Annotated in this window: 22 protein-coding genes; 9 read left to right on the top strand and 13 right to left on the bottom strand. The window is 66.1% G+C overall.

Annotated elements, in window-relative coordinates:
- Positions 1–47 precede the first annotated feature (47 nt).
- The 3 genes from C563_RS0106580 to C563_RS0106570 all read left to right on the top strand — a co-directional run bounded on the left by C563_RS0106580 (position 48) and on the right by C563_RS0106570 (position 4,478).
- The gene (locus tag C563_RS0106580) at positions 48–2,591 is read left to right on the top strand and encodes a DEAD/DEAH box helicase (protein WP_018761245.1); all 2,544 of its coding nucleotides are present in this window, start codon (positions 48–50) and stop codon (positions 2,589–2,591) included.
- A gap of 26 nt (positions 2,592–2,617) precedes the next feature.
- Complete coding sequence (locus tag C563_RS0106575; RefSeq protein ID WP_018761244.1) at positions 2,618–3,133, top strand: GNAT family N-acetyltransferase; 516 nt, start codon at positions 2,618–2,620, stop codon at positions 3,131–3,133.
- Between the two features lie 61 nt (positions 3,134–3,194).
- Positions 3,195–4,478 carry an alpha/beta fold hydrolase gene (locus C563_RS0106570; RefSeq protein ID WP_018761243.1) on the top strand — a complete coding sequence of 428 codons (1,284 nt, stop codon included), beginning with the start codon at positions 3,195–3,197 and terminating at the stop codon, positions 4,476–4,478.
- Here C563_RS0106570 and C563_RS0106565 read toward each other — a convergent pair.
- Together C563_RS0106565 and C563_RS0106560 are read right to left on the bottom strand one after the other, a co-directional pair.
- Positions 4,464–5,807, bottom strand: a complete 1,344-nt coding sequence (locus C563_RS0106565) for an MFS transporter (RefSeq protein ID WP_018761242.1) — start codon at positions 5,805–5,807, stop codon at positions 4,464–4,466. The two genes, C563_RS0106570 and C563_RS0106565, sit on opposite strands and share 15 nt — an antisense overlap.
- Before the next feature lie 97 nt (positions 5,808–5,904).
- On the bottom strand, positions 5,905–6,933 hold the full coding sequence (locus C563_RS0106560) for a TerC family protein (protein WP_018761241.1): 1,029 nt from the start codon (positions 6,931–6,933) through the stop codon (positions 5,905–5,907).
- Between the two features lie 294 nt (positions 6,934–7,227).
- Here C563_RS0106560 and C563_RS0106555 point away from each other — a divergent pair, with 294 nt between their 5' ends.
- Positions 7,228–8,547 carry an ABC transporter substrate-binding protein gene (locus C563_RS0106555; RefSeq protein ID WP_026264438.1) on the top strand — a complete coding sequence of 440 codons (1,320 nt, stop codon included), beginning with the start codon at positions 7,228–7,230 and terminating at the stop codon, positions 8,545–8,547.
- A 108-nt stretch (positions 8,548–8,655) separates the two neighbouring features.
- Here C563_RS0106555 and uvrB read toward each other — a convergent pair whose 3' ends face one another.
- Both uvrB and coaE read right to left on the bottom strand, forming a co-directional pair.
- Positions 8,656–10,755, bottom strand: a complete 2,100-nt coding sequence (gene uvrB, locus C563_RS0106550) for an excinuclease ABC subunit UvrB (RefSeq protein WP_018761239.1) — start codon at positions 10,753–10,755, stop codon at positions 8,656–8,658.
- An 80-nt stretch (positions 10,756–10,835) separates the two neighbouring features.
- Positions 10,836–12,050 (bottom strand): dephospho-CoA kinase, encoded by a 1,215-nt coding sequence (gene coaE / locus C563_RS0106545; RefSeq protein WP_026264437.1) that lies wholly within the window; start codon positions 12,048–12,050, stop codon positions 10,836–10,838.
- 104 nt (positions 12,051–12,154) lie between these two features.
- Here coaE and C563_RS0106540 point away from each other — a divergent pair, with 104 nt between their 5' ends.
- On the top strand, positions 12,155–12,844 hold the full coding sequence (locus tag C563_RS0106540) for an IMPACT family protein (protein WP_026264436.1): 690 nt from the start codon (positions 12,155–12,157) through the stop codon (positions 12,842–12,844).
- Positions 12,828–13,328, top strand: a complete 501-nt coding sequence (locus C563_RS0106535; RefSeq protein ID WP_018761236.1) for a GNAT family N-acetyltransferase — start codon at positions 12,828–12,830, stop codon at positions 13,326–13,328. The genes C563_RS0106540 and C563_RS0106535 overlap by 17 nt, the downstream gene beginning before the upstream one ends.
- Before the next feature lie 120 nt (positions 13,329–13,448).
- Here the strand turns inward: C563_RS0106535 and rpsA are convergent, their stop codons facing one another.
- From rpsA to polA, 3 genes are all read right to left on the bottom strand, one after another.
- Positions 13,449–14,924, bottom strand: coding sequence for a 30S ribosomal protein S1 (gene rpsA, locus C563_RS0106530; RefSeq protein WP_018761235.1), 1,476 nt, complete (start codon positions 14,922–14,924; stop codon positions 13,449–13,451).
- Between the two features lie 232 nt (positions 14,925–15,156).
- Positions 15,157–16,455 carry a GNAT family N-acetyltransferase gene (locus C563_RS0106525; RefSeq protein WP_018761234.1) on the bottom strand — a complete coding sequence of 433 codons (1,299 nt, stop codon included), beginning with the start codon at positions 16,453–16,455 and terminating at the stop codon, positions 15,157–15,159.
- A 76-nt stretch (positions 16,456–16,531) separates the two neighbouring features.
- The gene (gene polA, locus C563_RS0106520) at positions 16,532–19,174 is read right to left on the bottom strand and encodes a DNA polymerase I (protein WP_043423907.1); all 2,643 of its coding nucleotides are present in this window, start codon (positions 19,172–19,174) and stop codon (positions 16,532–16,534) included.
- A 217-nt stretch (positions 19,175–19,391) separates the two neighbouring features.
- Between polA and C563_RS0106515 the strand changes: the two genes are divergently transcribed.
- On the top strand, positions 19,392–19,856 hold the full coding sequence (locus tag C563_RS0106515) for a hotdog fold thioesterase (RefSeq protein ID WP_018761232.1): 465 nt from the start codon (positions 19,392–19,394) through the stop codon (positions 19,854–19,856).
- A 1-nt stretch (position 19,857) separates the two neighbouring features.
- Here the strand turns inward: C563_RS0106515 and C563_RS0106510 are convergent, their stop codons facing one another.
- The 5 genes from C563_RS0106510 to C563_RS0106490 all read right to left on the bottom strand — a co-directional run bounded on the left by C563_RS0106510 (position 19,858) and on the right by C563_RS0106490 (position 23,465).
- The gene (locus C563_RS0106510) at positions 19,858–20,424 is read right to left on the bottom strand and encodes a dihydrofolate reductase family protein (RefSeq protein WP_018761231.1); all 567 of its coding nucleotides are present in this window, start codon (positions 20,422–20,424) and stop codon (positions 19,858–19,860) included.
- A gap of 61 nt (positions 20,425–20,485) precedes the next feature.
- Positions 20,486–20,707 (bottom strand): hypothetical protein, encoded by a 222-nt coding sequence (locus C563_RS0106505; RefSeq protein WP_018761230.1) that lies wholly within the window; start codon positions 20,705–20,707, stop codon positions 20,486–20,488.
- Complete coding sequence (locus C563_RS0106500) at positions 20,704–21,969, bottom strand: inorganic phosphate transporter (protein ID WP_018761229.1); 1,266 nt, start codon at positions 21,967–21,969, stop codon at positions 20,704–20,706. The genes C563_RS0106505 and C563_RS0106500 overlap by 4 nt, the downstream gene beginning before the upstream one ends.
- Positions 21,970–22,225: 256 nt before the next feature.
- A complete protein-coding gene (locus C563_RS20955; protein WP_018761228.1) occupies positions 22,226–22,900 on the bottom strand; it encodes a hypothetical protein in 675 nt (224 codons plus the stop codon).
- Between the two features lie 133 nt (positions 22,901–23,033).
- Positions 23,034–23,465: a VOC family protein gene (locus C563_RS0106490; protein ID WP_018761227.1), complete on the bottom strand. Its 432-nt coding sequence runs from the start codon at positions 23,463–23,465 to the stop codon at positions 23,034–23,036.
- A gap of 174 nt (positions 23,466–23,639) precedes the next feature.
- Here C563_RS0106490 and C563_RS0106485 point away from each other — a divergent pair, with 174 nt between their 5' ends.
- Positions 23,640–24,260, top strand: a complete 621-nt coding sequence (locus C563_RS0106485; protein WP_018761226.1) for an L-threonylcarbamoyladenylate synthase — start codon at positions 23,640–23,642, stop codon at positions 24,258–24,260.
- Between the two features lie 107 nt (positions 24,261–24,367).
- On the opposite strand, the gene ligD is transcribed toward C563_RS0106485, so the two are convergent.
- A complete protein-coding gene (gene ligD / locus C563_RS0106480) occupies positions 24,368–25,405 on the bottom strand; it encodes a non-homologous end-joining DNA ligase (RefSeq protein WP_026264433.1) in 1,038 nt (345 codons plus the stop codon).
- Between the two features lie 68 nt (positions 25,406–25,473).
- Here ligD and C563_RS0106475 point away from each other — a divergent pair, with 68 nt between their 5' ends.
- Positions 25,474–26,151 (top strand): alpha/beta hydrolase family protein, encoded by a 678-nt coding sequence (locus tag C563_RS0106475; protein ID WP_018761224.1) that lies wholly within the window; start codon positions 25,474–25,476, stop codon positions 26,149–26,151.
- Positions 26,152–26,156 lie beyond the last annotated feature (5 nt).

Raw genomic sequence — 26,156 nt, 5'->3', positions numbered from 1 at the left:
GCCATGGGCGGGAGCACGGACATGACGTGGCACTAAGGTGGAAGTCAATGAAACTCCTTGACCAGCTGACCGATCTGTCCGTCCCCAACCAGGCCTCCGCCGTCGACCCGGACGCCCTCTACACCCTGTTCGTGGAGTGGACGGAAAGCCGGGGGCTCGCGCTCTACCCGGCGCAGGATGAGGCAATCATGGAGCTGGCCACCGGGGCGAACGTCATCCTGGCCACGCCCACCGGATCCGGCAAGTCCCTGGTAGCCATCGCAGCGCACTTCCAGGCGATGGCCCAGGGCAGGCGCAGCTATTACACGGCGCCCATCAAGGCCCTCGTATCGGAAAAGTTCTTTGCGCTCTGCGACATCTTCGGCGCGGAGAACGTGGGGATGATTACCGGCGACTCCGGCGTGAACCAGGACGCCCCCATCATTTGCTGCACGGCCGAGATCCTCGCCAACATCGCCCTGCGCGAGGGCTCCGCGGCAGAACTGGGCGCCGTGATCATGGATGAATTCCACTTCTACTCGGACCCGCAGCGCGGCTGGGCCTGGCAGGTGCCGCTGCTGGAGCTTCCGCAGGCACAGTTCCTGCTGATGTCAGCAACGCTGGGGGACGTGACCCGCTTCGAGGAAGGCCTGACGTCCTTGACGGGCCGGCCCACCACCACCGTGAGCTCTGCGGAGCGGCCCATCCCGCTGCACTACTACTACCACCAGAGCCCGGTCCACGAAACGCTGGAAGAGTTGCTTTCCACCAAACAGGCGCCGGTCTATGTGGTGCACTTCAGCCAGCTCGAAGCGATCGACCGCGCCCAGAACCTGATGAGCATCAACGTGTGCACCCGGGAGGAAAAGGACAAGATCGCCGAGCTGATTGCCAACTTCCGGTTCGCCGCCGGGTTCGGGAAGACACTGAACAGGCTGGTGCGCCACGGAATCGGCGTGCACCACGCCGGCATGCTGCCCAAGTACCGCCGGCTGGTGGAGCAACTGGCTCAAGCCGGTCTGCTGAAGGTAATCTGCGGCACGGACACCCTGGGCGTCGGCATCAACGTCCCCATCAGGACAGTGCTCCTCACCGCCCTTAGCAAGTACGACGGCGTCCGGACCCGGCTGCTCAACTCACGCGAGTTCCACCAGATTGCCGGCCGCGCCGGACGGGCAGGGTACGACACCGCCGGGACCGTGGTGGTGCAGGCACCCGAGCACGTCATCGAGAACGTGAAGGCGATGGCGAAGGCCACCGCCAAGTTCGGCGATGACCAGAAGAAGCTGCGCCAGGTGGTGAAGAAGAAGCCGCCTGAAGGTTTCGTCTCGTGGGGCGAGCCGACGTTCAAACGGTTGGTGGAATCCGTGCCGGACCCGCTGACGTCGAGTTTCACCGTCACGCACGCCATGCTGATGAACCTGATGGAGCGGCCCGGGGACCCGTTTGCCGCGGCCAGGCGGCTGCTGACCGAAAACCACGAGCCACGGTCGTCCCAGCTGCGGCTGATGAAGAAGGCGCTGGGGATTTACCGGGAACTCCTGGCCGCCGAGGTGGTGGAACGCATCCCGCCGGAAGAACAGGGACCTGACGGCCGCACCGTGCGGCTGACCGTCCACCTGCAGCCGAACTTCGCCTTGAACCAGCCGCTCTCCCCGTTCGCCCTCGCGGCGCTGGACCTCCTCGACCCGGAGTCGCCGTCGTACGCCCTGGACGCTGTGTCCGTGATGGAGGCGACCTTGGAGAAACCGCGGCAGATCCTCTCCGCGCAGCAGAAGAAGGCCCGCGGCGAAGCGGTGGCCGCCATGAAGGCGGACGGTATCGACTATGACCAGCGGATGGCCATGCTGGACGAGGTCACCTACCCGCAACCTCTTGCGGAGATCCTGGGCGAGGCCTTCGAGGTGTACCGGAAGGCTGCACCGTGGGTGGGCGACTTTGAGCTCGCGCCGAAGTCGGTGGTCCGCGATATGTATGAGCGCGCCATGAATTTCGGCGAATTCGTGCAGTTCTACGGCCTGGCCCGTTCCGAAGGGATCGTGCTGCGCTACCTGGCCGATGCCTTCAAAGCGCTCCGCCAGACCGTGCCCCAGGACATGCTGCGGGAAGACCTTGAGGATCTGACCGCCTGGCTCGGCGAGCTGGTGCGGCAGGTGGATTCCAGCCTCCTGGACGAGTGGGAGGAACTGGCCTCCGGCGCGGCGCCCACGCCGCACGACGCGCCACCGCCTCCCCCGCCGTCGTTGACCTCCAACATCCGCGCGTTCCGGGTGATGGTGCGCAACGAGATGTTCCGCCGCGTGGAACTGTTCGCCGACGAGGACGCCGCCGCGCTGGGTGAACTCGACGCCGGATCCGGGTGGGGTGCCGAGCGCTGGGAAGACGCGCTGGACGACTACTTCGACGAACACGACGACATCGGTACGGGCCCGGACGCCCGCGGGCCGGGCCTGCTCATCATCACCGAGGAGCGCGGCACGTGGAAAGTCCGCCAGATCTTCGACGACCCGGCAGGCAACCACGACTGGGGGATCTCGGCCGAGGTGGACCTGGCCGAGTCGGACGACACCGGGACCGCCGTGGTCAGGGTGACGGACGTGAACCGGCTCTGACGCGGGACCGGCGGTAAGCTCGAGCAATGAGTGTTATCCGCCCCGCCACCCCGCACGACGTTCCCGCCATTCTCCGGATGATCCACGAACTGGCCGATTACGAGAAGGAACCGGACGCCGTCCGGAACACTCCCGAACTGCTGGAGCGGGCCTTGTTCGGCGACAACCCAAGCGTGTTCGCGGCCATGGCTGAGAACACGGCCGGTGAAGTGCAGGGTTTCGCCCTTTGGTTCCTGAACTATTCCACCTGGGAGGGCGTGCACGGGATCTACCTGGAGGACCTCTACGTCAGCCCCGGAGCGCGGGGCGAAGGACACGGCAAGGCGCTGCTGCAGCACTTGGCCGGGATTGCCGTCGAGAACGGCTACGCGCGGGTGGAATGGAGCGTGCTGGACTGGAACGAGCCGTCCATCAACTTCTACCGCCGCGTCGGCGCCGTCCCCATGGACGGATGGTCAACCTTCCGGCTCACCGGCCAGGCACTGGACCGGTTCGGCCGGGCGCAGTCCGGCACCTCCGTCCCCGCAGCCGCGCGTGGCTGAGCGGCACAGCGCGGCACTTGCCGCCAGGCATCGCGTTGGCGCCAGCCACGCCTTCCGGGGTATGCGGACCGTCGAACACTGGTTCACCGTCCCCCTGGACCACTTCGCTCCAGATGATCCTTCCGCCCCGGCGGCTGAGACCATCACCGTTTTCGCCCGCGAATACGTCTCCGCCGCGCACAGCGAGGAGGCGGCGGCCGCGCTGCCCTGGCTCCTCTTCCTTCAGGGCGGTCCTGGCGGCCGCGGCAACAGGTGGGCTTCCCTGGGCGGCTGGGGAAAGGCTGCGGCGGCAGAGTTCCGCATCCTGATGCTGGACCAGCGGGGCACGGGCCTGTCCACCCCCATCGACAGGCATACGCTGCCGGCGCGGGGGGATGCAGCCGCACAGGCTGCCTACCTGGAGCACTTCCGGGCCGATTCGATCGTGGCGGACGCGGAACTGATCCGTGCCGCCCTCGAATCAGCGCCCTGGACCATCTACGGCCAAAGCTACGGCGGCTTTTGCGCCCTGACCTATCTCTCCTTCGCGCCGGAAGGACTCCGCGAAGCACTCATCACCGGCGGCCTGGCGCCGCTCGCCGGCAGCGCCGACGAGGTCTACCGTGCCACGTTCCAGCGCGTCGCCGCCCGGAACGGGGAATACTTCGGCTGGTACCCCGAGGACCGGGAGACGGTGGAACGGATCGCCCGGCACCTGCGGTCCACTACCGAGATCATGCCCGACGGCGCGCCCCTCACCGTGGAGCGGTTCCAGATGGCCGGGGCATTCCTGGGCGGCAACACGCGGGTGGACAGCCTCCACTATCTCCTGGAAGATGCCTTCGTCGCCGCTCCCGGTGGACCCCGCCTGTCCGATGCCTTCCTGGAACAGCTCCAGGCCGTCGTCTCCCGCCGCTCCAACCCGCTGTATGCGCTCATGCACGAATCCATCTATGGCCAGGGGCAGGCGACCAACTGGTCCGCGTGGCGGATGCTGGGTGAAAACCCCTGGTTCAGGCCCGACGCCGAGCCGCTGCTCCTGACCGGCGAGATGGTGTACCCGTGGTACTTCGAGCAGGATCCCGCCTTGCAGCCGCTCCGGGACGTGGCCGAACTGCTGGCAGCCAAGCGGGACTGGAAGCCGCTGTACGATTCGCGGGCGCTGGCTGCCAATACCGTTCCCGTGGCAGCGGCCGTCTACACCGACGACATCTACGTTGACCGGGACCTCTCCCTTCGGACGGCGGCAGCGGTCCGCGGACTGCAGGTGTGGGAGACCGCCGATTTCCATCACGATGGAATCGCCGACGACGGCGAGCGGATCTTTGCCCGCCTGCTGGGGATAGCGCGTTCAGGCGGCCGCTGACCGGCGGCGTGAGGCGCGGGCGAGAATGGCCGCCGCCAGCACCGCGGCACCGATGGCGGCACCGATGAGGTTCAGGCCGAGGTAGCCGGCGGCGCCCAGGACGAGCCCCGACACCGCACCGGCTGCCGCTCCGGCAGCGCCCATCAGCATGTCCGAGACGCCCTGCACCGCCACCCGGGCGTCGCGTCCCACGCTTTCGGCCAGCAGCGTGGACCCGGAAATGGTCGCAGCCGACCAGCCAACGCCCAACAGGACAAGGCCTGCCGCAACAGCGGGGGTGGAAGACTGTCCAAGGCCTGCGACCACCACCGCCGCGACCAACACTGCGAAACCGATCACGATGGTCTCGATCCGGCCGGCCCTGTCCGTCAGCCAGCCCATGACCGGCGACAGGGCGAACATCCCGGCGATGTGCAGCGAGATGGTGAAGCCAATGATCACCAGCACGTCCCCCTCGGCGACGTGCCCTGGGTGGAACGCAGGCCCTTCCACCAGGTGCTGCAGATGCAGCGGCGTCATGGACATCACGCCCACCATCACTGCGTGGGCGGCGACGACGGCTGTCACCGCCAGGACCGCCGTCCGGGAGTCCCTGATGGCATGGAGCCCGCGGATGAGCGAACCGCCGGAACGCCCGGCCGCCACAGCGTCCGGGCGTGCCGGGTCATGGTCTTGGGCGGTGTTGGCTCCCGCAGCCGCGAGCTGGCGTGCCAGCAACAGCGGGTCGGGGCGAAGCCCGGCGAACATCAGCACGGAGGCAATCAGCAATCCCGCCGCGGCGATGACGAATGGTCCGGCCACCGGCGGCAGGCCCAGTGCCGTGCCCACCACCGTGCCGGGCTGGATGAGGTTTGGCCCCGTCACGGCGCCGACGGTCACGGCCCAGACCACCGTCGACAGCGCCCTCCCCCGGTGTTCGGGGGCTGCAAGGTCCACGGCCGCGAACCGTGCCTGCAGGGTGGCCGCAGTGCCGACGCCGATGCCTGCGGCACCCAGAACCAGGAGGATAAAGAGCCCGGACACGACGGCCAGGACCATAAGAAGCGCACCTGCCAAGGCCGCTGAAAGACCCGCCACCTGGCCCGCCCTGCGCCCTCGGTGGTCGGCCAACGTCGCCAGCGGAAGTGCGGCTGCCGCGGCCCCCAGCGTCATGACCGTTGCCACGGCCCCCGCCCACGCGCTGGAACCGGACAATTCCACGGCCAGGATGGAACCGATCGACACGGTTGCCCCGGTGCCGATGCCGCCGAAGACCTGGGCTGTCCCCAGGAGCACAACGGTGCGCCGCTGCACCTGGCGCACGCGCTGGTCCGCTGCTGTGCTGGCCATGATCCGAGCATAGTCCTGCGCTGCCGCCTGATGCAGGGGCTTAAACAGGTAATCCCGGCGGGGCCGGGATTACCTGTTGCAGAGGTGCAGCGGACGCCTAGTCGACGTCGCTGTGGCTCTTCCGGGCGTCTTCCTCGAGCCGCGGATCGATCGCCGCCGCCTTGGCCTTGGAGCTCAGCAGGCTGGCCACCACGGCAACGATGATGGTGCCCACGATGACTGCCAACGACACGAAGGTCGGAATCTCGGGTGCCCACTCGATGTGGCGTCCGCCGTTGATGAAGGGCAGTTCGTTGACGTGCATGGCGTGCAGGACGAGCTTGACGCCGATGAACGCCAGGATGAAGGAGAGTGCGTGCTTGAGGTAGATCAGCCGGTTCATCAGGCCGCCGAGGAGGAAGTACAGCTGACGCAACCCCATCAGGGCGAACAGGTTGGCGGTGAAGACAATGAAGGGGCTTTGGGTGAGGCCGAAGATCGCCGGAATGGAGTCCACGGCGAACAGGAGGTCCGTGAGGCCGATGGTGATGAAGACGATCACCATGGGGGTGAACACCTTCTTGCCGTTCACCGTGGTCCGCAGCTTGCCGCCGTCGAACTTCTCCGACATGGGGATGACTTTGCGGATCCTGGCGATCAGGGGGTTCTCGCGGTCTTCTTCCTCTTCGCCTTCGTCCTGGGCCTGCTTCCAGGCCGTCCACAGCAGGAATGCGCCGAAGATGTAGAACACCCAGCTGAACTGTTCAATGACAATGGCGCCGAGCAGGATGAAGATGCCGCGCAGGATGAGCGCGATGATGATCCCCACCATCAGCACTTCCTGCTGGTATTTCCGCGGTACTGAGAACCTGGCCATGATGATGATGAAGACGAACAGGTTGTCGATGCTCAGGCTGTATTCCGTGACCCAGCCCGCGACGAACTGGCTGCCGAACTCGGGGCCGGTAAAGGCGAACATCGCTCCGGCGAAGGCCATGGCCAGTGCGACATAGAAGGCAACCCAGAGGCCGGCTTCCTTCATGGAGGGTTCATGGGGCCGGCGGACCACCAGGAGGAGGTCGGTCAGGAGGATCAGGCCAAGGATGGCAAATGAGCCAACCTCGAACCATACGGGCAAGTCGAGCACAGGGACAGCCTTTCGCAGGGTACACAAAATGGTGTAAGTCTCTCCGGCCTGCCAGTGCACTTGGTGCTGAAGCGGCGGCCCGCTACGCCCGGCGGGGCAACCATGCCCTGCGTGTTGACGATCGTAGCGCTTTGGGATACTCCCCTACGTGCCTTCAACTCTACTCCAGCAACGCCGTTGGATAACGGTTTCCCGGAACCATTGACCCCCGGCAGACGCTGCTGTCATAATCACATCCAGTGAGAAAGCGGTTTCTCGCCCCATCTGTTAGACCCCTCCAGAAAGTCACGGTCAATGAAGACTTCGCTTCGCACCAGCACGATGGTCAAGTCGCTCGCAGCTGCGGCCACCCTCGCCTTGCTTGCCACCGGCTGTTCTCCCTCCTCAGCCGGCGACAGCGGCGGGAACGTCACGGTCCGCTTCACGTGGTGGGGCAACGACCTCCGCAACAAAGAAACCCAACAGGTGATCGACGCGTTCCAGGCCTCCCACCCCAACATCAAGATCCAGGCCGAGCCCGGAGTGTGGAGCAGCTACTGGGACAAACTGGCCACAACCACCGCCGCCAATGATTCCCCCGACGTGATCCAGATGGACCAGGCCTATATCGCTGAGTATGGCGGCCGGGGCGCCCTCCTGGACCTGTCCAAGCAAAGCAATATCGACACCTCCAAGATCGACCAGGACGCCCTTGACTCAGGCCAGGTCAGCGGTAAGCAGTTTGGCCTCAGCACCGGGCAGAACGCCAAGGCCGTCATGATCAACGCCAAGATGTTCCAGGACTACGCTGTGCCCATCCCGGACGACAAGACCTGGACGTGGGCTGACTACACCAAGACCGCCGCCCAGATCGCAAAGGCCGCTGCCAAGGCGGGCCAAACCAACTACGGCAGCTCCTACTCGCTGACGGACTCCGACCTGAACACGTGGGCGATGCAGCACGGCGAATCGCTCTACTCGGCGGACGGCGGCCTCGGCTTCAAGGAAAGCACCGCCACGTCCTTCTTCCAGAACCTCGTGGACCTGCGCAACGCCGGGGCTGCCCCGCCGGCCAACATTGCCACCGAGGACATCAGCGCCCCGGTGGAACAGACCCTCTTCGCCACCGGCAAGACTGCGATGTCATGGTGGTGGACCAACCAGGTCAATGCGCTTCAGTCGGCGCTCAAGACCGACGTCAAGATCCTGCGCGCGCCCAGTTCCACAGGCAGCGCGAAGGACAACGGAATGTCCTACAAACCATCCATGTTCTGGTCCGTGTCTTCGCGCAGCAAGCATCCCAAGGAAGCTGCTGAGGTGGTCAACTACATGCTCAACAACCTGGACTCAGCCAAGACCATCCTGACCGAGCGCGGCTTCCCCACGAACTCAGAAGTCCAGGCGGCAATCGACCCGCTGCTGACCCCGGCGGACAAGTCCGCGGCGGCATTCCTGAAGGACATCAAGCCTGACCTGCAGAGCGGCCCGCCGGTGCCCCCAACCGGCTCCTCCGGGGTTCAGGCGCTGATCCAGCGGTACTGCACGGACGTCTTGTTCGACCGGAAGTCCCCCGCTGACGCAGCCAAGGGCCTGATGGACGAAGCAAAGGGAATGATCGACTCGGCCAGGAAGTGAAACCCCGGCACCACATGCGTTAACGACGGCGGGCACCTCCCCACGGAGGTGCCCGCCGTTCCATGGGCAGCCCATCCCGTCCTCCGGGCAGGCCTGGAACGAGACCGCCTAGGCGTGGCCGGCGGCCTGCATCTGGCGCAGTTCTTTCTTCAGTTCGCTGACCTCGTCGCGGATCCGCGCCGCCACTTCGAACTGCAGTTCGGCGGCGGCTCCGTGCATCTGTTCGGTAAGCTGCTCGATCAGTCCCACCAGGTCCTCGGCCGGAGCTGCCGCCAAACCATCCGCACGGACCTGGGCCGCACCCTTGGCTCCGGACTTGGCCCGCTTGGCGCCCTTGGCGAGCCGGTTGTTCTTGAGCAGTTCCTCGGTGTCGGCATCTTCCTTGGCCAACTGGTCCGTGATGTCGGCGATCTTCTTGCGCAACGGCTGGGGATCGACGCCATGGTCTTTGTTGTAGGCGACCTGGATGGCGCGGCGGCGGTTGGTTTCGTCGATGGCGAGGGCCATGGAGTCGGTGATCCGGTCCGCGTACATGTGCACCTGGCCCGAGACGTTGCGGGCTGCACGGCCGATGGTCTGGATCAGCGACGTGGACGAACGCAGGAACCCTTCCTTGTCCGCATCCAGGATGCTGACCAGGGACACCTCTGGCAGGTCAAGGCCCTCACGGAGGAGGTTGATGCCCACCAGGACATCGAAGGAGCCCATCCGCAGCTCGCGCAGGAGTTCCACTCGGCGCAGGGTATCGACATCCGAGTGCAGGTACTCCACTTTCACGCCGTGACCCAGCAGGTAGTCTGTGAGGTCCTCCGCCATACGTTTGGTCAGCGTGGTCACCAGGACGCGTTCGTCCTTCTCTACCCGGGTCTTGATCTCACCGAGGAGGTCATCGATCTGTCCCTTGGTGGGCTTGACCACCACTTCGGGATCCACCAGCCCGGTGGGACGGATGATCTGCTGGACGAATCCGTCCGCCTTGCCAAGTTCGTACTTGCCCGGGGTGGCCGAAAGGTAGACGGTCTGGCCCACCCGCTGGAGGAACTCGTCCCATTTCAGCGGCCGGTTGTCCATGGCGGACGGAAGGCGGAAGCCAAAGTCCACGAGGTTCCGCTTACGGGACATGTCGCCCTCGTACATGGCGCCGATCTGCGGAATGGTTACATGGGACTCGTCCACCACCAGCAGGAAGTCGTCCGGGAAGTAGTCCAGGAGGCAGTGCGGGGCGGTCCCCGGTTCCCGGCCGTCGATATGGGCGGAGTAGTTTTCGATGCCGTTGCAGAAGCCCATCTGCTGCATCATTTCGAGGTCGTACGTGGTCCGCATCCGCAGCCGCTGGGCTTCGACGAGCTTGTTTTGGCTTTCCAGCACCTTCAGCCGGTCCGCGAGTTCATCCTCGATCCGCTTGATGGCCCGCGCCATCCGCTCCGGTCCAGCCACATAGTGCGATGCCGGGAAGACGTACATCTCTTCCTCGTCGCGGATGACCTCACCGGTCAGCGGGTGGAGGGTGTGGATGTTCTCGATTTCGTCGCCGAAGAACTCGATCCGGATGGCCAGTTCCTCATACATCGGAATGATTTCCACGGTGTCCCCGCGGACCCGGAAGGTGCCGCGGTGGAAGTCGACGTCGTTGCGCGCGTACTGCATGGAAACAAACTTGCGCAGGAGGTCGTCCCGGTTCATTTCTGCACCCTTGCGCAGGGTGACCATGCCGGAGATGTATTCCTCCGGGGTTCCCAGGCCGTAGATGCAGGACACGGTGGCCACCACGATCACGTCCCGGCGGGTCAGCAGCGCGTTGGTGGCGGAGTGCCGGAGCCGTTCCACTTCCTCGTTAATGGAGGAATCCTTCTCGATGAAGGTGTCCGTCTGCGCCACGTAGGCTTCGGGCTGGTAGTAGTCGTAGTAGGAGACGAAGTACTCCACGGCGTTGTTGGGCAGCAGTTCGCGGAATTCGTTGGCGAGCTGGGCGGCAAGGGTCTTGTTCTGGACCATCACCAGGGTTGGCCGCTGGACCTGCTCAATGAGCCACGCGGTGGTGGCGCTTTTGCCGGTACCGGTGGCGCCGAGGAGCACCACGTCCTTCTCCCCGTTGTTGATGCGTTCGGTCAGCTCCGCGATGGCGGCCGGCTGGTCACCCGCGGGCTTGAATTCGCTGATGACTTCAAAGGGCGCTACAACACGGTTGATCTCCTGCGCAAGGCTCATGGATCTAATTTACAGCCGGGCACCGACAGTGAAGCGTCCAATCCGTTACGGGCGAACAAGCGCCGGGACGGGGCGGCAGTTCACGACGCGTACGACGGCGGCGCCCACCCGGTTATCCGGGCCCATGCGGACATCGCCGGCCAGGCAACGTCGGTGAACCACGGTTCCTTCGCCTCAGCGTAGGATCCGGTTCCGGCGGAGTCGGAAAAGCGGCGGGCGAGGTCCGCCTTGTGCGCCTGGTAGAGCGCAAGCGCGGAAGGATCGTTCCGCAGCCAGTCCCGGAACATCAGCGCATATCGCCATCCGGCCGAGCCGGCCGGCCGCACATGCACGTTCACCGCCCGGCCTGGATCCGCGTTGGCGTGGAATCGTTTGAGCCATGACGCGGGATCCGGCGTACCGGGTTTCGGCGTGTCCGATTCGATCCCCCGCACCGCCGGGTATCCGGCAGCGGCCAGGAGCGGCGCGATCGCAGCTGCGGCCGCCATGTCAGGCACGGCCACCTGGAGGTCGATGACGTCCTTGGCAGCCAGGCCGGGGACGGCGGTGGAGCCTATGTGGTCCACCGCCAGGATGGCGTCAGGGGCGGCCGCCCTCAGCCGCGCCGCGATCAGCGTGGCCTGCCGGGACCAGTCCCGGCTGTGCGGGGCAAGGACCGGCCCGCCGGTACGCGGGGCCCGGGTCCCGGCAGCGAGGTTGCGGGCGTAAGGCTGCAACCGCTGTTCCCAGAGCCGGTCCACCTGGTCCAGGAGCTGCTCCACGGTGCCGGAGTTGTCCAGGACGACGTCGGCGGCTGCCAGGCGTTGCTCGCGGGTGGCCTGGGCGGCCATCCGTGAACGCGCCGCTTCCGGGGTCATCCCCCGCAGCGCCTGCATGCGCTGCAGCCGGACGTCATCGGGAGCGTCCACCACCACGACAAGGTGGAAGCTGCTCCCCTGCCCGGTCTCGACCAGCAGGGGAATGTCCTGGACCACGACGGCGTCATCCGGTGCCGCTGCCGTCAGCTCGGCCGCGCGGGCCCGCACCAGGGGGTGGACGATGGCGTTCAGGGCCGCCAGGCGCTCCGGCTGGCCGAACACCGCTTCGCCGAGGCGCGCGCGGTCAAGCCGTCCGTCGCCGTCGAGCATGTCCGCGCCGAACTCGGCAGCGATCTGTTCCAGGCCTTGGGTCCCGGGCTCCACCACTTCCCGGGCCAGTGCATCCGCATCCACCAGGATCGCGCCGTGCTCCTTCAGCCGGGCCGCCGCCACCGATTTTCCTGAGGCGATTCCGCCCGTCAAGCCGATTTTCAACACCCTCCCACCCTACTGAACCGCGTGTGAAGCCGGCGTCCGTGGCGTCACGGAATGTCCACCGAACCCCGAAAGCGCCGGTTCCCGCCGCCGCTAGACTGGGCCGGGTGCAAGCGCAAGACAGCAGGACCACTACTTACACCACGTTGGCGGCCGGCCATGACGTCCGGCACGAGCTGGAGATCAAGCGGTCCAGGTTCATCACCGTCCTCCGCAGGGCCGGAACGGAGGAGGACGCCCGGGAACTGGCTGCCGGGCTTCGCCGCGAGTTCCACGATGCCCGGCACCACTGCTCCGCGTTCGTCATCGGCCCGGACCGCAGCATCCAGCGCTCCAGCGACGACGGCGAGCCCGCGGGCACCGCAGGGATCCCCATGCTCGAAGCGCTGGTGAAAAGGGAAACGGCACCCGGGGTGGCCGACCTCAGCGACGTCAGTGCCGTCGTCGTGCGCTATTTCGGCGGAGTGCTGCTGGGCGCGGGCGGCCTGGTCCGCGCCTACTCGGAATCTGTCTCCGCGGCACTGGAACAGGCACCCCTGATCCGGCGCAGCAGGCTGCGGATCTGCTGGACGGCGGTGCCGCACGCCGGGGCCGGCCGGCTGGAGAACGACCTGCGCGCCGCCGGCCTGGTAATGGCGGAAACGTCCTACCAGGACCGCCTCACGGTCCTGCGCATCGCCGTACCCGACCATGCCGATGCCATTGCGGCAGCAACTGAACGGATCCAGCAGCTCACCGCAGGCTCCGCTGCGCTGACTCCCGAAGGAACGGAGTGGGTTGATGAACGCCTTGCCTGAGGTCACCATCGTGGATGTGGACCGGGCTGTCGCGGACCAGCTGCTCGAACTGGCCAAACGTGATGCCTCCCCTGACGAAGTGGCTCCCCCGCTCGGCGGCCCCGGCTGGAACCTTGAGCGCACCGCCTGGTTCTTCAGCTACCACCACGCGGCAGCCGCCGGCCTTGACGGCCCCGCGGCGGAGAAATCCTGGGCCGTGTTCAGTGGCGGTGACATAGCCGGTTCCGTCCGGCTCAAACGGGAAGCCCACACCGATGTGCTTTCGGCCGAAACCGGCATCTGGCTGGGACGGAGCTTTCGCTCCCGCGGGGTCGCCCGCGCCGCCCTGGGGCTGGTCCTTGAGGAGGCCCGCATGGCGGGCCTGCACCGCGTCACTGCCCGCACTTTGGCCGGTAACCTCAAAGCCCAGCGGCTCCTCGAGGCGGCCGGCGCCGTTCTGACGCCCGACGACGATGGAACGGTCCACGCCGTCGTCCACCTGTGAGGGCGGGAGGCGCTGTCGCCGCAGCAGCGCCCGGGACCCGCAGCAACGAGAACAGGCCCCCTGCCAGAGGCAGGGGGCCTGTTCGCGTTGGTGCCGGGATGAACCCGGCACCGGTGGCAACTAGTTGCCGGTCAGCTTCTCGCGGAGAGCAGCAAGTGCCTCGTCCGAGGCCAGGGTGCCGGCACCGGTGTCGGTGGCAGCAGGCTCGGAGGAGTAGCTGGTAGCGCCGGAATCGCTGTCACCGGACGTTGCAGCTGCAGCGTCGTCGGCAGCGTGCTGGGCAACCTGCTTCTTGTGTGCTTCCCAGCGGGTCTGGGCGTCAGCGTACTGCTGTTCCCAGGCGGCGCGCTGGTTCTCGTAGCCCTCGAGCCATTCGTTGGACTCGGGGTCGAAGCCCTCGGGGTACTTGTAGTTGCCCTCTTCGTCGTACTCTGCGGCCATGCCGTACAGGGCGGGATCGAATTCGGTGCTGTCGGCGTCGACGCCCTCATTGGCCTGCTTGAGGGACAGCGAGATGCGGCGGCGCTCGAGGTCGATGTCGATGACCTTGACGAACAGTTCGTCGCCAACGGAGACAACCTGCTCGGCCAGCTCAACGTGGCGCACGGCGAGCTCGGAGATGTGGACCAGGCCTTCGATGCCGTCTTCGACGCGGACGAACGCACCGAACGGAACCAGCTTGGTGACCTTACCCGGGACAACCTGGCCCAGGGCGTGGGTACGGGCGAAGGTCTGCCACGGATCTTCCTGCGTAGCCTTGAGCGACAGGGAGACACGCTCGCGGTCCAGGTCCACCTCGAGGACCTCGACGGTGACTTCCTGGCCAACCTCGACAACCTCGGACGGGTGGTCGATGTGCTTCCAGGACAGCTCGGAAACGTGAACCAGGCCGTCGACGCCGCCCAGGTCCACGAAGGCACCGAAGTTGACGATGGAGGACACGACGCCGGGACGGACCTGGCCCTTTTCGAGCTTGTTGAGGAAGGTGGAGCGGACCTCGGACTGGGTCTGCTCGAGCCATGCACGGCGGGACAGCACAACGTTGTTGCGGTTCTTGTCCAGCTCGATGATCTTGGCTTCGATCTGCTGACCGATGTACGGAGCCAGGTCGCGCACGCGGCGCATTTCGACCAGGGATGCGGGCAGGAAGCCGCGCAGGCCGATGTCGAGGATAAGACCACCCTTGACGACCTCGATGACGGTACCGGTGACGACGCCGTCTTCTTCCTTGACCTTCTCGATGTCGCCCCAGGCACGCTCGTACTGAGCGCGCTTCTTGGAGAGGATCAGGCGGCCTTCTTTGTCTTCCTTGGTGAGCACCAGGGCTTCGACCTGATCGCCGACGGAGACGACGTCTCCGGGATCAACGTCGTGCTTGATGGACAGCTCGCGGGAGGGGATGACACCTTCGGTCTTGTAACCGATGTCGAGCAGGACTTCATCGCGGTCGACCTTGACGACGGTACCTTCGACGAGGTCTCCGTCGTTGAAGTACTTGATGGTGGCGTCGACTGCTGCGAGGAAGTCCTCAGCGGTACCGATGTCGTTAATTGCGACTACGGGGGTACCGGGCTTCTCGGTGGAGGTGATGGTCATGTAGTAGGGGCTCCGTTGTGGATAGTTAGTCGGTCAGGCAAACCGGCGCGCCCGCGTTATGGAACGCAGGCGCGATTCACGGTGAATCCGACGGATCCTCCGGGTCATCCTGATTCTGTGGATTACTTTCAATGCGGCCTGGGACCGTAAGGACGTGCACGTGGTACACGCCCGTTTATTCTAGTCGGTGCCGGCAACGCGGGTCAAAGCGGCCGGGACCGGGGACGGGGACTCAGAAGTGGGTCAGGCAGTGGGTCGCCCGTTCTACCGCAAACATCTGCCGGGCCTCGAGGGCGGCGCCCGGCCGTGGCTCGCCGATGGCGCCGGCAGCCTTCAGGGTCACCGGGCACACAGCACCGAGGAAGATCGAGGACAGCGCGGAGACGCCCAGTTCGAGGTCGGCGGCGGTGCCTTCGGGCAGGCGTTCGACGCCGGCCTGGCCGCCCTCCACGGTCAGCGCAAAAATTCCCGGCGTGAGGCCGAGCGGATCATCGACTTTGAGGACCAGCCGGCCATCGGCCGGGTAGTGGCGCGCAGCGAGGGCTTGTGGAACGTCGAGGATCCTGAGCCAGAGCATGTCGCGGCTGTCCGAGGCGTCGATGCAGCGCGGGTCAGCCAGGGCCCAGGCAAGGGGATCATCCACGGGCGCCTCGTTCCAGGTGACCCGCTCCACGAGGTCGATCGCGGCCAGGTACTGCCAGAGTTCGAGGTAGGCATGGTCGGTGGCGGCGACAAGGTCCACCACTTCCACCGTGTAGGGGGTGGTGTCCCAGCCAAGGAACTTGTAGGAGACATAGCCGTCGATGGTTGCGTCCGGGCCGTAGTGCAGCGCCACCTTGATGGCGGGATCTTCCTTGCCGTCGCGTCCCAGCGACCCGGAGGCCAGGTGCCGGTACCATTCCTGCCGGCCGAGGGACCCTGGCGTGTGCCGGTGGACGCGTTCGAACACGGCGGGGGCCACGTCCAACAGGGTTTTGGGGTCCGCCACTTCCACGGCGCCCGTGGCCGTGTGCCGCAGGGCAAACCGGGCCGTGGTGTCCACTTTCACGGTGCGCTCAAGGCTTGCCACGCCGTAGCCGAACCTGCCGTAGATACTGCCCTCCGAGGCCGTCAGCGCTGCCATGGCGATGCCGTCGTCCTTGGCGGCCTGGAGGTCTTCGGTCATCATGCGGCGCAGGAGGCCGCGCCGGCGGTGCGATGTACGGACGGTCACGGCCGTAACCATCTGCGTTTCCAGCATGCGGCCGAAGCCAATGTTCAGGGTTTTGCGGAAGGTCCCGAAGGTGGCAACGGGTACCTCGGCAGGCAGCGAGGAGGGGGCCACGGGACCGGTCTGGTAAACCCCGGTGAAGATCCGGCCGTCGACCTCATAGGTGGCAAGGGACCGCTCCCGGTGCTCGGGGGTGCGGGTGGAGTCGTGGAAACCGAACCCGACGGCCTTGGCCCAGGTTTCGGCCTCCGCGTACCCTTCGTTGCCTTTGGACACGGCGGGAAAGCGCCGGATTTCATAGTTTCCGCTCAGATCACCCATTTACCCGAGCCTAGCCAATGAATCCGGCGCTTGACCAGCACAAACACGCCGGCCGTCTGCTGGACCGGCAGGAAGCCTAGTGGCCGGCGTCGTACCAGCTGGGGCCGACGCCGATCTGCACTTCCAGGGGCACGCTGAGGTCGGCGGCGGCTGCCATCTGCTCGGTGACCAGCTTTTCCACGGCGGCCCGCTCCCCCGCCGCCACCTCGAGGACGAGTTCGTCATGGACTTGGAGCAGCATCCTGGACTTCAGCCCCTGGGCCCTGAGCTCGTCATGCACACCCAGCATGGCGCGCTTGATGATGTCCGCAGCGGAGCCTTGGATGGGGCTGTTCAGGGCAATGCGTTCGGCGTTTTCGCGCAGCTGGCGATCCGTGCTGGTGAGATCGGGGAGGTAGCGGCGGCGGCCTTCGATGGTGGCCGTGTAACCATCCACCCGGGCCTGGTCCACCACGCCCCGCAGGTAGTCGCGGACGGCGCCGAAGCGGTCGAAGTAGTCCTTCATGAGGGTCCGGGCCTCGTCGACGGAGATCTCCAGCTGCTTGGACAGGCCGAAGGAGGTCAGGCCGTAGGCCAGTCCATAGGACATGGCCTTCACCTTGGACCGCATGGCGCTGGTGACCTGGTCCGTGGGGACGTGGAAGATGTTCGAGCCGACGAACCGGTGCAGGTCCTCGCCGTCTTTGTAAGCCTGGATCAGCCCTTCGTCGCCGGACAGGTGCGCCATGATGCGCATTTCGATCTGCGAGTAGTCCGCGGACAGCAGGCATTCGTAGCCGTCGCTGACCACGAAGATGCCGCGCACGCGGCGGCCTTCCTCGCTGCGGATGGGGATGTTCTGCAGGTTGGGGTTGTTCGAGGAGATGCGGCCGGTTGCCGCGACGTTCTGGGCGTAGGTGGTGTGGATGCGGCCGTCCTCTGCCACCGATTTCTTCAGCGACTCGAGCATTTGGCGCAGCTTGGCGGCCTCGCGGTGGGCCATGAGCTGGACCAGGAACTCGTGCCCGGTTTTTTCCAGGAGGTTCTTCAGCGATGCCGCGTCCGTGGTGTAACCGGACTTGATCTTCTTGGTTTTGGGCAGCTGCAGTTCGTCGAACAGTACCGTCTGGAGTTGCTTGGGCGAGCCCAGGTTGACCTCGTGCCCGATGGCGGCAAACGCCTGTTCCTGGGCCTGGTCGATCACCCGCGCCAAATCGGCGAGCTGTTCGTCCATTTTGTCCATGTCGATCGCGATGCCGGCGAGTTCCATGTCCGCGAGGACGCGGCCCACCGGCAGCTCAAGGGTGGACAGCAGGTCTTCGGCCTTGCGCTCCTTGAGTTCATCCTCGAAGAAGCGGCTGAGGGCGAGGACGACGGCGCCGGCCTGGACCAGGGCATCGGCGGCGGCGGTGTCCTCGCCGTCGAACGACAGCTCCAATTGCCCGGCCTTGGCCGTGGCAGCGGGGATTCCCACGTTGAGGTGGTGCTGGGCCAGTTCGGCGAGCTCGTAGGTGCGCCGGTCCGGCTCGATCAGGTAGCCGGAAATGGAGGTGTCGTCCACCACGCCCTCCAGCTTGAGGCCACGGGCGGAGAGTGCCTTCAGCGCGGCTTTGAAGCCGTGTATCACCTTGGCCGCCTCCGGGTCCCGGAGCCACCCGGCCAGGACATTCTCTGTCTCCGCGTCCTGGCCGGCGAGGTCGATGTAGACGGCGGCGTCACCACGGACGATCGCCAGCGCCGCGGCGTCCTCGCCGATCCGTCCGGGCACGAGGTCGACGGCGAGGGCCGAGCGGTGGCCCGCTCCCGCAGCCAGGAAGGCGGCAAGTTCAGAGGCATCCGCGGGAGTGCTGTACTCCGGGGTGTCGATACTGTCCCGTTCCGCTGCCGGGGTGTCGGCGTCGCCGTAGAGGGCGAAGAGGCGGCCGCGGATGGCCTTGAATTCGAGCTGGTCGAAAAGGTCCTCAAGGACGGCCTGGTCGGGCCGCGGCTGGTAGAGGTCGTCGAGCGTGACCGGCAGGTCGAGGTCGGTGTGGAGCTGGTTCAGCCTGCGGTTGCGCTTGACGGCGTCCACATTCCCGCGCAGGGCGTCACCTACCTTGCCGCCGATGGAGTCGATGTTTTCCAGCACCCCTTCGAGGCCGCCGTAGAGGTTGATCCACTTGGCTGCCGTCTTGGGCCCGACACCGGGCACGCCGGGCAGGTTATCCGCCGTCTCGCCCACCAGGGCGGCGAGGTCGGAGTACCGGGACGGGCTCACGAAGTACTTGGCCTCGATGGCCGCGGCGTCCATCCGGGGAATGTCGCTGACGCCCTTCTTGGGATAGAGGACGAAGACGTTGTCCGTGATCAGCTGGAAGGCGTCCCGGTCGCCGGAAACGAGGAGGACCTCGAAGCCGGCCTTTTCGCCCATGGCGGCAAGGGTCGCGAGGATGTCGTCGGCCTCGTAACCGGGCATCTTGATGGTCTTGATCCCCCAGGCTTCCATCACCTGCCCGATGAGGTCGATCTGCCCGCTCATCTCGCGGGGCGTCTCGTTGCGGCCGCCCTTGTACTCGCTGTACTCGGCCTTGCGGTGCGTGGATTCGTCCGAGACGTCGAAAGCGACGGCGATGTGCGTGGGCTGCTGTTCCTTGATCAGGTTGATCAGCATGGACGTAAACCCGTGGATGGCGTTGGTGTGCTGGCCGTTGGCGGTGGAGAACTTGTCCGCCGGAAGGGCGAAGAACGCCCGGAAAGCCATGGAGTGCCCGTCAAGCACCAGGAGGCGCGGCTGGCCGGTGATGGGGACAACGGGGGCAACGGTAGCGGAAACCGACCCGCCGGCAGCAGGGGAAGCGTCACTGGCTCCCGGGTCCTGGAGGGTGGAAGCAGGCTGCGCCGAGGGCTCTTCCTCCAGGACTTGGGACGGGAAAGGGGCCGGTTTGGTTGTTTCACTCACAGGTGCCAGCCTAGTTGCCATGACAGACAATTTCACGCCGGGCCCCTTCGCCGAAGAGCTGGCAGCGGCCGGAATCCCCGACCATATGCACGGCTGGCTGGGCGCGTTTGGCGTCGGCGCACTGGTGGTCAAAATGGGGATCCATTTCCTGGAGATGAGCCCGGAACGGACAGTCGCCACCATGCCGGTGGAGGGCAACACGCAGGTCGCGGGAATCCTCCACGGCGGCGCCCACGTGGTGCTGGCGGAAACCCTCGGTTCGTTCGCCGCCGGAATGCACGCGGGTCCGGGAAGGCACGCCGTCGGCATCGAGGTCAACGCCACCCATCACCGTTCGATTGCGCAGGGGCTGGTTACGGGTACGTGCACCGCGATCCATTTGGGCCGGACGCTCACCACCCATGAGGTGGTCATGACCGACGCCCGGGGGCGGCGGCTGTCATCTGCCCGGATCACGAACATGCTCCGGGACAACGCCGGCTGAATCAGGCAGCGCCGGGCGGTGTTGTTTGCGCGGCCAGCAGGTAGCGCAATTCAACGATCCCCCTGCCGAGGGTGCGGGAGGCGGCCAGTTCGAGCGGGGCCGTCGGCCCCTTCAGCGGCAGCAGCCGCTTTCCCTCCCCCAGCACCACGGGAATCAGGGAGAGGATGATCTCATCCAGCAGCCCGGCGTCGGCAAACTGGGCGGCCAGGTTGCCGCCGCCCACCACCCAGATGTTCCGGCCTTGCGCGGATTTCCGGAAGTCAGTTATGAATTCGGCTACGTCGCCGCGGACGAAGGTGACGTCGGCCCCTTCGGCGACCGCGTACTCATGGTGCGTGAAGACGTACGTCGGAGTGCCCGCGTAGGGCCAGGTGCCGGCGTCGTGCTCCTGCAGCCAGGCGTACGTCTCCCCGCCCATGACGATGCACCCCACCCCGGCCATGAACGCGTCGTAGCTTTCCGCCCCGCCCTCGAATCCGTCGAACTGCAGGAGCCAGCCGAGGTCGTCCGTTGAGGTGGCGATGAATCCGTCCAGGGAGGCGGCTACGAAGTACTGGATGCGCGGCATGGGCCCAGCCTAGCCAACCCCGGCCGTGCTGCCCATGGTCGGGTCCAGCCGGAGGAACCCGCTACTTGGTGAAGTAGGGGATGATCAGGTACAGCCCGAAGAGCACGGCCACGCCACACAGGGAGAAGCACAGGTAGGCCACCGAGCGCTTGATCCCCGGGGAGGGTTGCTGGGCGTCGGCGGCGATTGCCGTAAACCTGACGCCGAGCGAGTAGAGCGTAACCACCAGTGCGGCGGAAATGAGCGTGGTGCCCGCGACGGTCAGGAGTTCCAACCACTTCATCGCTGATTCTCCTTCGGGGTGTTGGCGGCAGCGCCATTGTCAGCCTTGGCCTGTTCCTTGGCCTGTTCCTTCGCTTTGGCCCGGGCGCGGGCCATGGCCTTTTTCTTGGCGAAGCGGACCGCCTGGCCGGCCTCCTCGACCTCGACCGCATTTTGGTGGCCCACGGAAGACTTGCGCGAGTAGAAGAACATGAACAGCACCGCGCCGCTGCCGGCCACGGCAGCAATCAGCACGCCCACCGCGCCGGTCTTGACCAGCAGGGCAGTCAGGGCACCGACAATTCCCGCTGCCGGCAAGGTGAAGAGCCAGCCGAGTGCGATCTTGCCCACCATGTTCCAGCGGACGGTGGTACCGCGGCGTCCCATTCCGGAGCCGATGACCGAGCCGGACGCCACCTGGGTGGTGGAGAGGGCGAAGCCAAGATGGGAGGAGGCGAGGATCGCGGAGGCGGTGCTGGTCTCGGCCGCGAAGCCCTGCGCGGGCTTGACCTCCGTCAGGCCGGAGCCCATGGTGCGGATAATGCGCCAGCCGCCGGCGTAGGTACCGATCGCAATGGCCAGGGCGCAAGCTGTGATCACCCAGAGTTGCGGGCCCGAACCGGGAGCCTGGCTGCCCGCGGCGATCAACACCAGGGTGATGATGCCCATGGTTTTCTGGGCATCATTGGTGCCGTGGGCGAGGGCTACCAGGCTGGAGGTGAAAATCTGGCCGGTGCGGAAACCGCCGCGCTTCTGGGTGAGCTTGCTGCCGGTCTCGGGATCGTGGCGGGCGGTGAGCGCATAAGCAAGCCGGGTGCAGACGTAGGCCGCGAGCCCGGCGATAACCGGGGCGAAGACAGCGGGAAGGATGACCTTCTGGAGCAGGCTCTCGAAGTTGACGGAACTGAACCCTGCACCGACAACGGCGGCACCAATCAGGCCGCCGAAGAGTGCGTGCGATGAGCTGGATGGCAGCCCCTTGAGCCAGGTGACCATGTTCCACAGGACGGCCCCCATCAGGCCGGCGAAGATAATCTCCGGGGTAATCTGCACGCCACCGGATCCTTCGCGGATGATTCCACCCGACACCGTCTTGGCCACTTCGGTGGACAGGAAAGCGCCCACAAGGTTCAGGACGGCCGCCAGGGCCACCGCTGTCCGCGGCTTGATGGCGCCCGTTGCGATGGGTGTGGCCATGGCGTTCGCGGTGTCGTGGAACCCGTTCGTGAAGTCGAAAAATAGTGCCAGTGCGATGACCAGCGCCACCATGAAGGTGATATCCACCTGTTGCCCAATCTGCAGAGTCGACGTTCAGCAGTTTCTCCTACCAGGCTGCCTTGCACAGCATAGTTCACCAGCTGTTTGCGTGGAATGACTTGCGGTGGGGGCCGGGACCGGCGGGAAACCTTATCGATCGTACGCGTCCCCGGCATGAGGACAAAACAGTGGCGGGCGCCGCCAACGGGTGTCCGCCGGCGTTGGTCCGCCTCGTTTCCACGCCATCGCGGCGGGGACCGGGGCTGTCTCCTGTCGCGCGGCTTCAGCCCTGGTGGAACTGCGCGGAACGGGGCGGCGCATCCAGTTCCGGCGCGATCTTCTCTTCGATCGCGGCGACGGTTACATCGGGCAGGACAATCAGGCCGTCCAGTTCGCGGCGGGCCCGTTTGTAAGCGGCCTGGCGTTCAGCGGGCGTGGCGGCCTGGTTTTCCGCGATCATCAGAAGTTTCCGTGCCGTGGCAAGCCGTTCGCGCTCGGGACCGCTGAACCTGCTGTCCCTGATCCGCTTTGCTTCTCGTTCCGCGACGTCGAGCGCCACCGCAAAGTTGTTGACTGCCTGCCGGTACGACTCAAGTCCAGTCACGGAAGTCAGGTCCGCGGCAGATGCCGGCCGCTTGCCGTCTGCTTCCCGTTTGGCTCGCAGGAAGGCGACCGTGAGCGGCTCACGGACGTCGGTCATCAGCGGAAAGTCGATGAGCTTGCCGACATCGAGTTCGTACTCGAGCCACCGTTTGTTGGTGGTGTCATGGGCATCCATCAGCGCCTGCACCTCTGCCAGGGAGGCGCTCTCGACTTCACGTGCCTGGTTCTTCAGGTTGTACAGTTCAACCCGGCGCCGGTGGCGCCGTTCGGCGGCACGCCGCCAGCCGCCGGCCCAGCGGCCGGCGAAAGCCATCAGCGGGAAAACCAGCCACCATTTGTCGGAAAGAAATTCCATGAGGGGACTCACCCCTCCATCCTCGCAGCACGGCGGGCCCGCCTCAAGGAGTGGGCAGGGTGGATTCGTCCGGGTCGCGGCAGGAACTGCAGTGGCCGGCCGTCCCCGCCACGTAGGCCCGGGCAGGTTGCGGTCAGGGAGCCTGCGTGGCTTGCGCGCCGTTGACGTTGACCAGCCAGGACACTCCGAAACGGTCCACGCACATGCCGAAAACGTCGCCCCACGGCGCTTTTTCCATGGGGACCGTGACCGCACCGCCCTCACCGCTGAGCTTCTCGAAGTAGCCCCGGAGCTCCCCTTCGTCGTCCCCGCTCAGGGACACCGAGATCGATGAACCCGGGTGGTATTCCATACTGTTCGGGGTGTCGGCACCCATGAGCACCAGGCCTTGGGTGGTGGTGAGCATGCCGTGCATGATCTTCTCGGCTTCGGCAGGATCGTCGCTGGCCTGGAAGTCGGCGAACGTGCTCAGTGTCAGTTCGCCGCCAAAGACAGACTGGTAGAAGTTCATTGCCTCCCGGGCGTTGTCCCGGAAGCTCAGGTAGGGGTTGAGGATGGTGGGCATAGCGGGGTCTCCTTAACATGGCCGGAACGGGTGCAGAAACCATCCTGCCCGATCCGGCGCCGGCCCGGTAGGGGATGCCTCCCCTGTTCATCCCGTGTTTGAGCGATCGAAAGGGCAGCCTCAACGTGCCCCGGGTGATGGTGCGGTGCGGCCCAGGGAACGTAGGCTCGGGTGATGGCCAGATTCTTTGATGTTCATCCGCACGACCCCCAGCCGCGCGCCATTGCGCAGGCAGTCAAAATGATTCGCGACGGCGGACTGATCGCCTACCCCACGGACTCCTGCTATGCCTTGGGAGCCCAGATGGGCAACAAGGATGCCTTGGACCGGATCCGAAGCATCCGCCACCTGGATGACAAGCACCATTTCACCCTCGTGTGCCGGGATTTCGCCCAGCTGGGCCAGTTCGTGAACATTGGGAACGATGTCTTCCGCAGCATCAAGGCCGTCACTCCGGGCAGCTACACGTTCATCCTTCCTGCCACCAAGGAGGTTCCGAAGCGGCTGCTCCACCCGAAGAAGAAAACGGTGGGGGTGCGCATTCCGGACAACCGGGTGGTTCAGGCATTGCTCGCCGAACTTGGTGAGCCCCTGCTCTCGAGCACGCTCCTGCTGCCGGATGAGGACGAACCGCTGACCGTCGGCTGGGAAATCAAGGAGCGGCTGGACCACCAGGTGGATGCGGTGATCGACGCCGGAGACTGCGGCGCCGAGCCCACCACTGTGGTCGACTTCTCCAGCGGGGTGGCCGAGGTGGTCCGGCGCGGCATGGGCGACCCGTCCCGCTTCGAATAGCCTCGCCGCACCTGCGGTGGCGTGGCCCTGTGGCGGCGCCGCCGTCGTACTGTCCGACGACGACGGCGCCGCCACAGGGCCAACGTGCCCGTCGTGTCGGGCCCGGGTCAGTCGTTGTTGGCGTCGGCCGGCTTTCTTGCCCGGCTGGGCTGCACCCTGGGCGGTTCGCCCGGCATCTTGGGGTAGTCCGGCGGGAAGGGCATCTCCCCGAGTCCGTCCTTGCAGTCCCGGTCCCACCATTCCAGGAGCGTGTCGATGGTGCCGGGCTTGGCGCTGAAGTCAGCCCAGGGATCTCCCACCGTCTTCAAGCGTTCCGGCACCGTCAGGATGGTGAAGTTCTTTGGATCCGCTTTTTCCAGTTCCGCCCAGGTGAGGGGGCAGGACACGGGGGCGTGCGGGAGGGCCCGCGGGCTGTAGGCGCCGGCGATGGTACGGTCCCGGTTGGCCTGGTTGTAGTCGAGGAACACCCGGCGGCCGCGTTCTTCCTTCCACCAGGCCGTGGTCACCTTGTCCGGGATCCGGCGCTCCACCTCCCGGGCGGCGGCGATGACGGCGTGCCGGACATCAAGGAACTCGCGGTTTGGCTCGATGGGAGCGTAGACGTGCAGGCCGCGGTTTCCGGAGGTCTTGACGAAGCCGGTGAGCCCTGCCTCCGCAAGGACGTCCTTGAGCACCAGGGCAGCGGGGACGGCGTCGCCGAAATCTGTCCCGGGCTGCGGGTCGAGGTCGATGCGGAGTTGGTCCGGATTGTCGGTGTTTTCCGCCCGGGACGGCCAGGGGTGGAAGACCACGGTGTTCATCTGGACGGCCCAGACGGCAGCTGCCGGTTCGTCAAGGACCAGTTGGGGATGGGACCTGGCGCTGGGGTACACCACCTTGACGGACCTGACGAAGTCCGGCGTGCCCTTTGGCGGGTTCTTTGAGAAGAACATCTCGCCTTCGATGTTGTCCGAGTACCGCTGGAGGGACACGGGCCGGTCCCCGTTGGCGGCAATGAAGGCCTCCCCCACGTCGCAGATATACCTGGCGAGGTCCAACTTGGTCAGGCCCAAGTCCGGCCAGAGGACGCGGCTGGGGCTGGAGATGCGCATTTCGCGCTCGCCGTTGGGACCTTGGACGGTGATGGTGGTCTGTTCGCTCGCCATGGGGACAACGTACACCCGGCCGCCGGCAGACACCGGCATATGCGGCCGCCCTCGGGCATGATGGATCCATGCCCCACCCCGACCATCAGCTCGTCATCGCTGCAGGTGACGCCACGTTTTCGGCCATCTACGCGCGCCCGCACCAACCCACCGCAACAGTGGTGGTGGCGCACGGCGCAGGAGCCGGGATGGACCACCCGTTCCTGCGCGGATTCACGGACGCCCTTAACGGCCTGGGCCTGGCCACCCTGCGCTTCAATTTTCCGTACCGGGAGGCAGGGCGGAAGTTCCCCGACCGCCCTCCGGCTGCCATCGCCGCCTGGCGGGCCGCTATGGACACAGCCCGCGCCCAGGCGAAGGCCAACGGCGACAGCGGCCCCGTCTGGGCGGCGGGCAAGTCATTCGGCGGCAGGATGGCATCCATGGCCGTTGCCGACGGCATGGCCGCCCAGGGCCTGGTGTACCTGGGCTACCCGCTGCATGCCCCCGGCAAACCGGAGAAACTCCGGGACGGGCACCTGTACGGGATCACGGTGCCGATGCTGTTCCTGCAGGGAACGCGCGACACGTTTGCCACCCCCCACATTTTGACGGACGTCGTGGCCCGGATCGGCTCCAATGCGGTCCTGGAGTGGGTGGAGGGCGGTGACCACTCCTTTGCCGTGGCGGGAAACAAGCGCCCCACCGACGAGGTGGGTGCGTCGCTGGCGCTTCCAGTGGCCCGGTTCATCGCCGCGCACGCTTAGGGCGC

Origin of the sequence: Arthrobacter sp. 135MFCol5.1 (assembly GCF_000374865.1) — a bacterium.
Taxonomy (GTDB): domain Bacteria; phylum Actinomycetota; class Actinomycetes; order Actinomycetales; family Micrococcaceae; genus Arthrobacter.
The sequence above is the reverse complement of the archived record's forward strand: the minus strand, read 5'-3'. Positions and strand labels throughout refer to the sequence as shown.

Coding starts and splice junctions, on each gene's coding strand:
- C563_RS0106580 (WP_018761245.1), top strand. CDS start 48: ATGAAACTCCTTGACCAGCTGACCGATCTGTCCGTCCCCAACCAGGCC.
- C563_RS0106575 (WP_018761244.1), top strand. CDS start 2,618: ATGAGTGTTATCCGCCCCGCCACCCCGCACGACGTTCCCGCCATTCTC.
- C563_RS0106570 (WP_018761243.1), top strand. CDS start 3,195: ATGCGGACCGTCGAACACTGGTTCACCGTCCCCCTGGACCACTTCGCT.
- C563_RS0106565 (WP_018761242.1), bottom strand. CDS start 5,807: ATGGCCAGCACAGCAGCGGACCAGCGCGTGCGCCAGGTGCAGCGGCGC.
- C563_RS0106555 (WP_026264438.1), top strand. CDS start 7,228: ATGAAGACTTCGCTTCGCACCAGCACGATGGTCAAGTCGCTCGCAGCT.
- uvrB (WP_018761239.1), bottom strand. CDS start 10,755: ATGAGCCTTGCGCAGGAGATCAACCGTGTTGTAGCGCCCTTTGAAGTC.
- C563_RS0106535 (WP_018761236.1), top strand. CDS start 12,828: ATGAACGCCTTGCCTGAGGTCACCATCGTGGATGTGGACCGGGCTGTC.
- rpsA (WP_018761235.1), bottom strand. CDS start 14,924: ATGACCATCACCTCCACCGAGAAGCCCGGTACCCCCGTAGTCGCAATT.
- C563_RS0106525 (WP_018761234.1), bottom strand. CDS start 16,455: ATGGGTGATCTGAGCGGAAACTATGAAATCCGGCGCTTTCCCGCCGTG.
- polA (WP_043423907.1), bottom strand. CDS start 19,174: ATGGCTTTCCGGGCGTTCTTCGCCCTTCCGGCGGACAAGTTCTCCACC.
- C563_RS0106515 (WP_018761232.1), top strand. CDS start 19,392: ATGACAGACAATTTCACGCCGGGCCCCTTCGCCGAAGAGCTGGCAGCG.
- C563_RS0106510 (WP_018761231.1), bottom strand. CDS start 20,424: ATGCCGCGCATCCAGTACTTCGTAGCCGCCTCCCTGGACGGATTCATC.
- C563_RS0106505 (WP_018761230.1), bottom strand. CDS start 20,707: ATGAAGTGGTTGGAACTCCTGACCGTCGCGGGCACCACGCTCATTTCC.
- C563_RS20955 (WP_018761228.1), bottom strand. CDS start 22,900: ATGGAATTTCTTTCCGACAAATGGTGGCTGGTTTTCCCGCTGATGGCT.
- C563_RS0106490 (WP_018761227.1), bottom strand. CDS start 23,465: ATGCCCACCATCCTCAACCCCTACCTGAGCTTCCGGGACAACGCCCGG.
- C563_RS0106485 (WP_018761226.1), top strand. CDS start 23,640: ATGGCCAGATTCTTTGATGTTCATCCGCACGACCCCCAGCCGCGCGCC.
- ligD (WP_026264433.1), bottom strand. CDS start 25,405: ATGGCGAGCGAACAGACCACCATCACCGTCCAAGGTCCCAACGGCGAG.
- C563_RS0106475 (WP_018761224.1), top strand. CDS start 25,474: ATGCCCCACCCCGACCATCAGCTCGTCATCGCTGCAGGTGACGCCACG.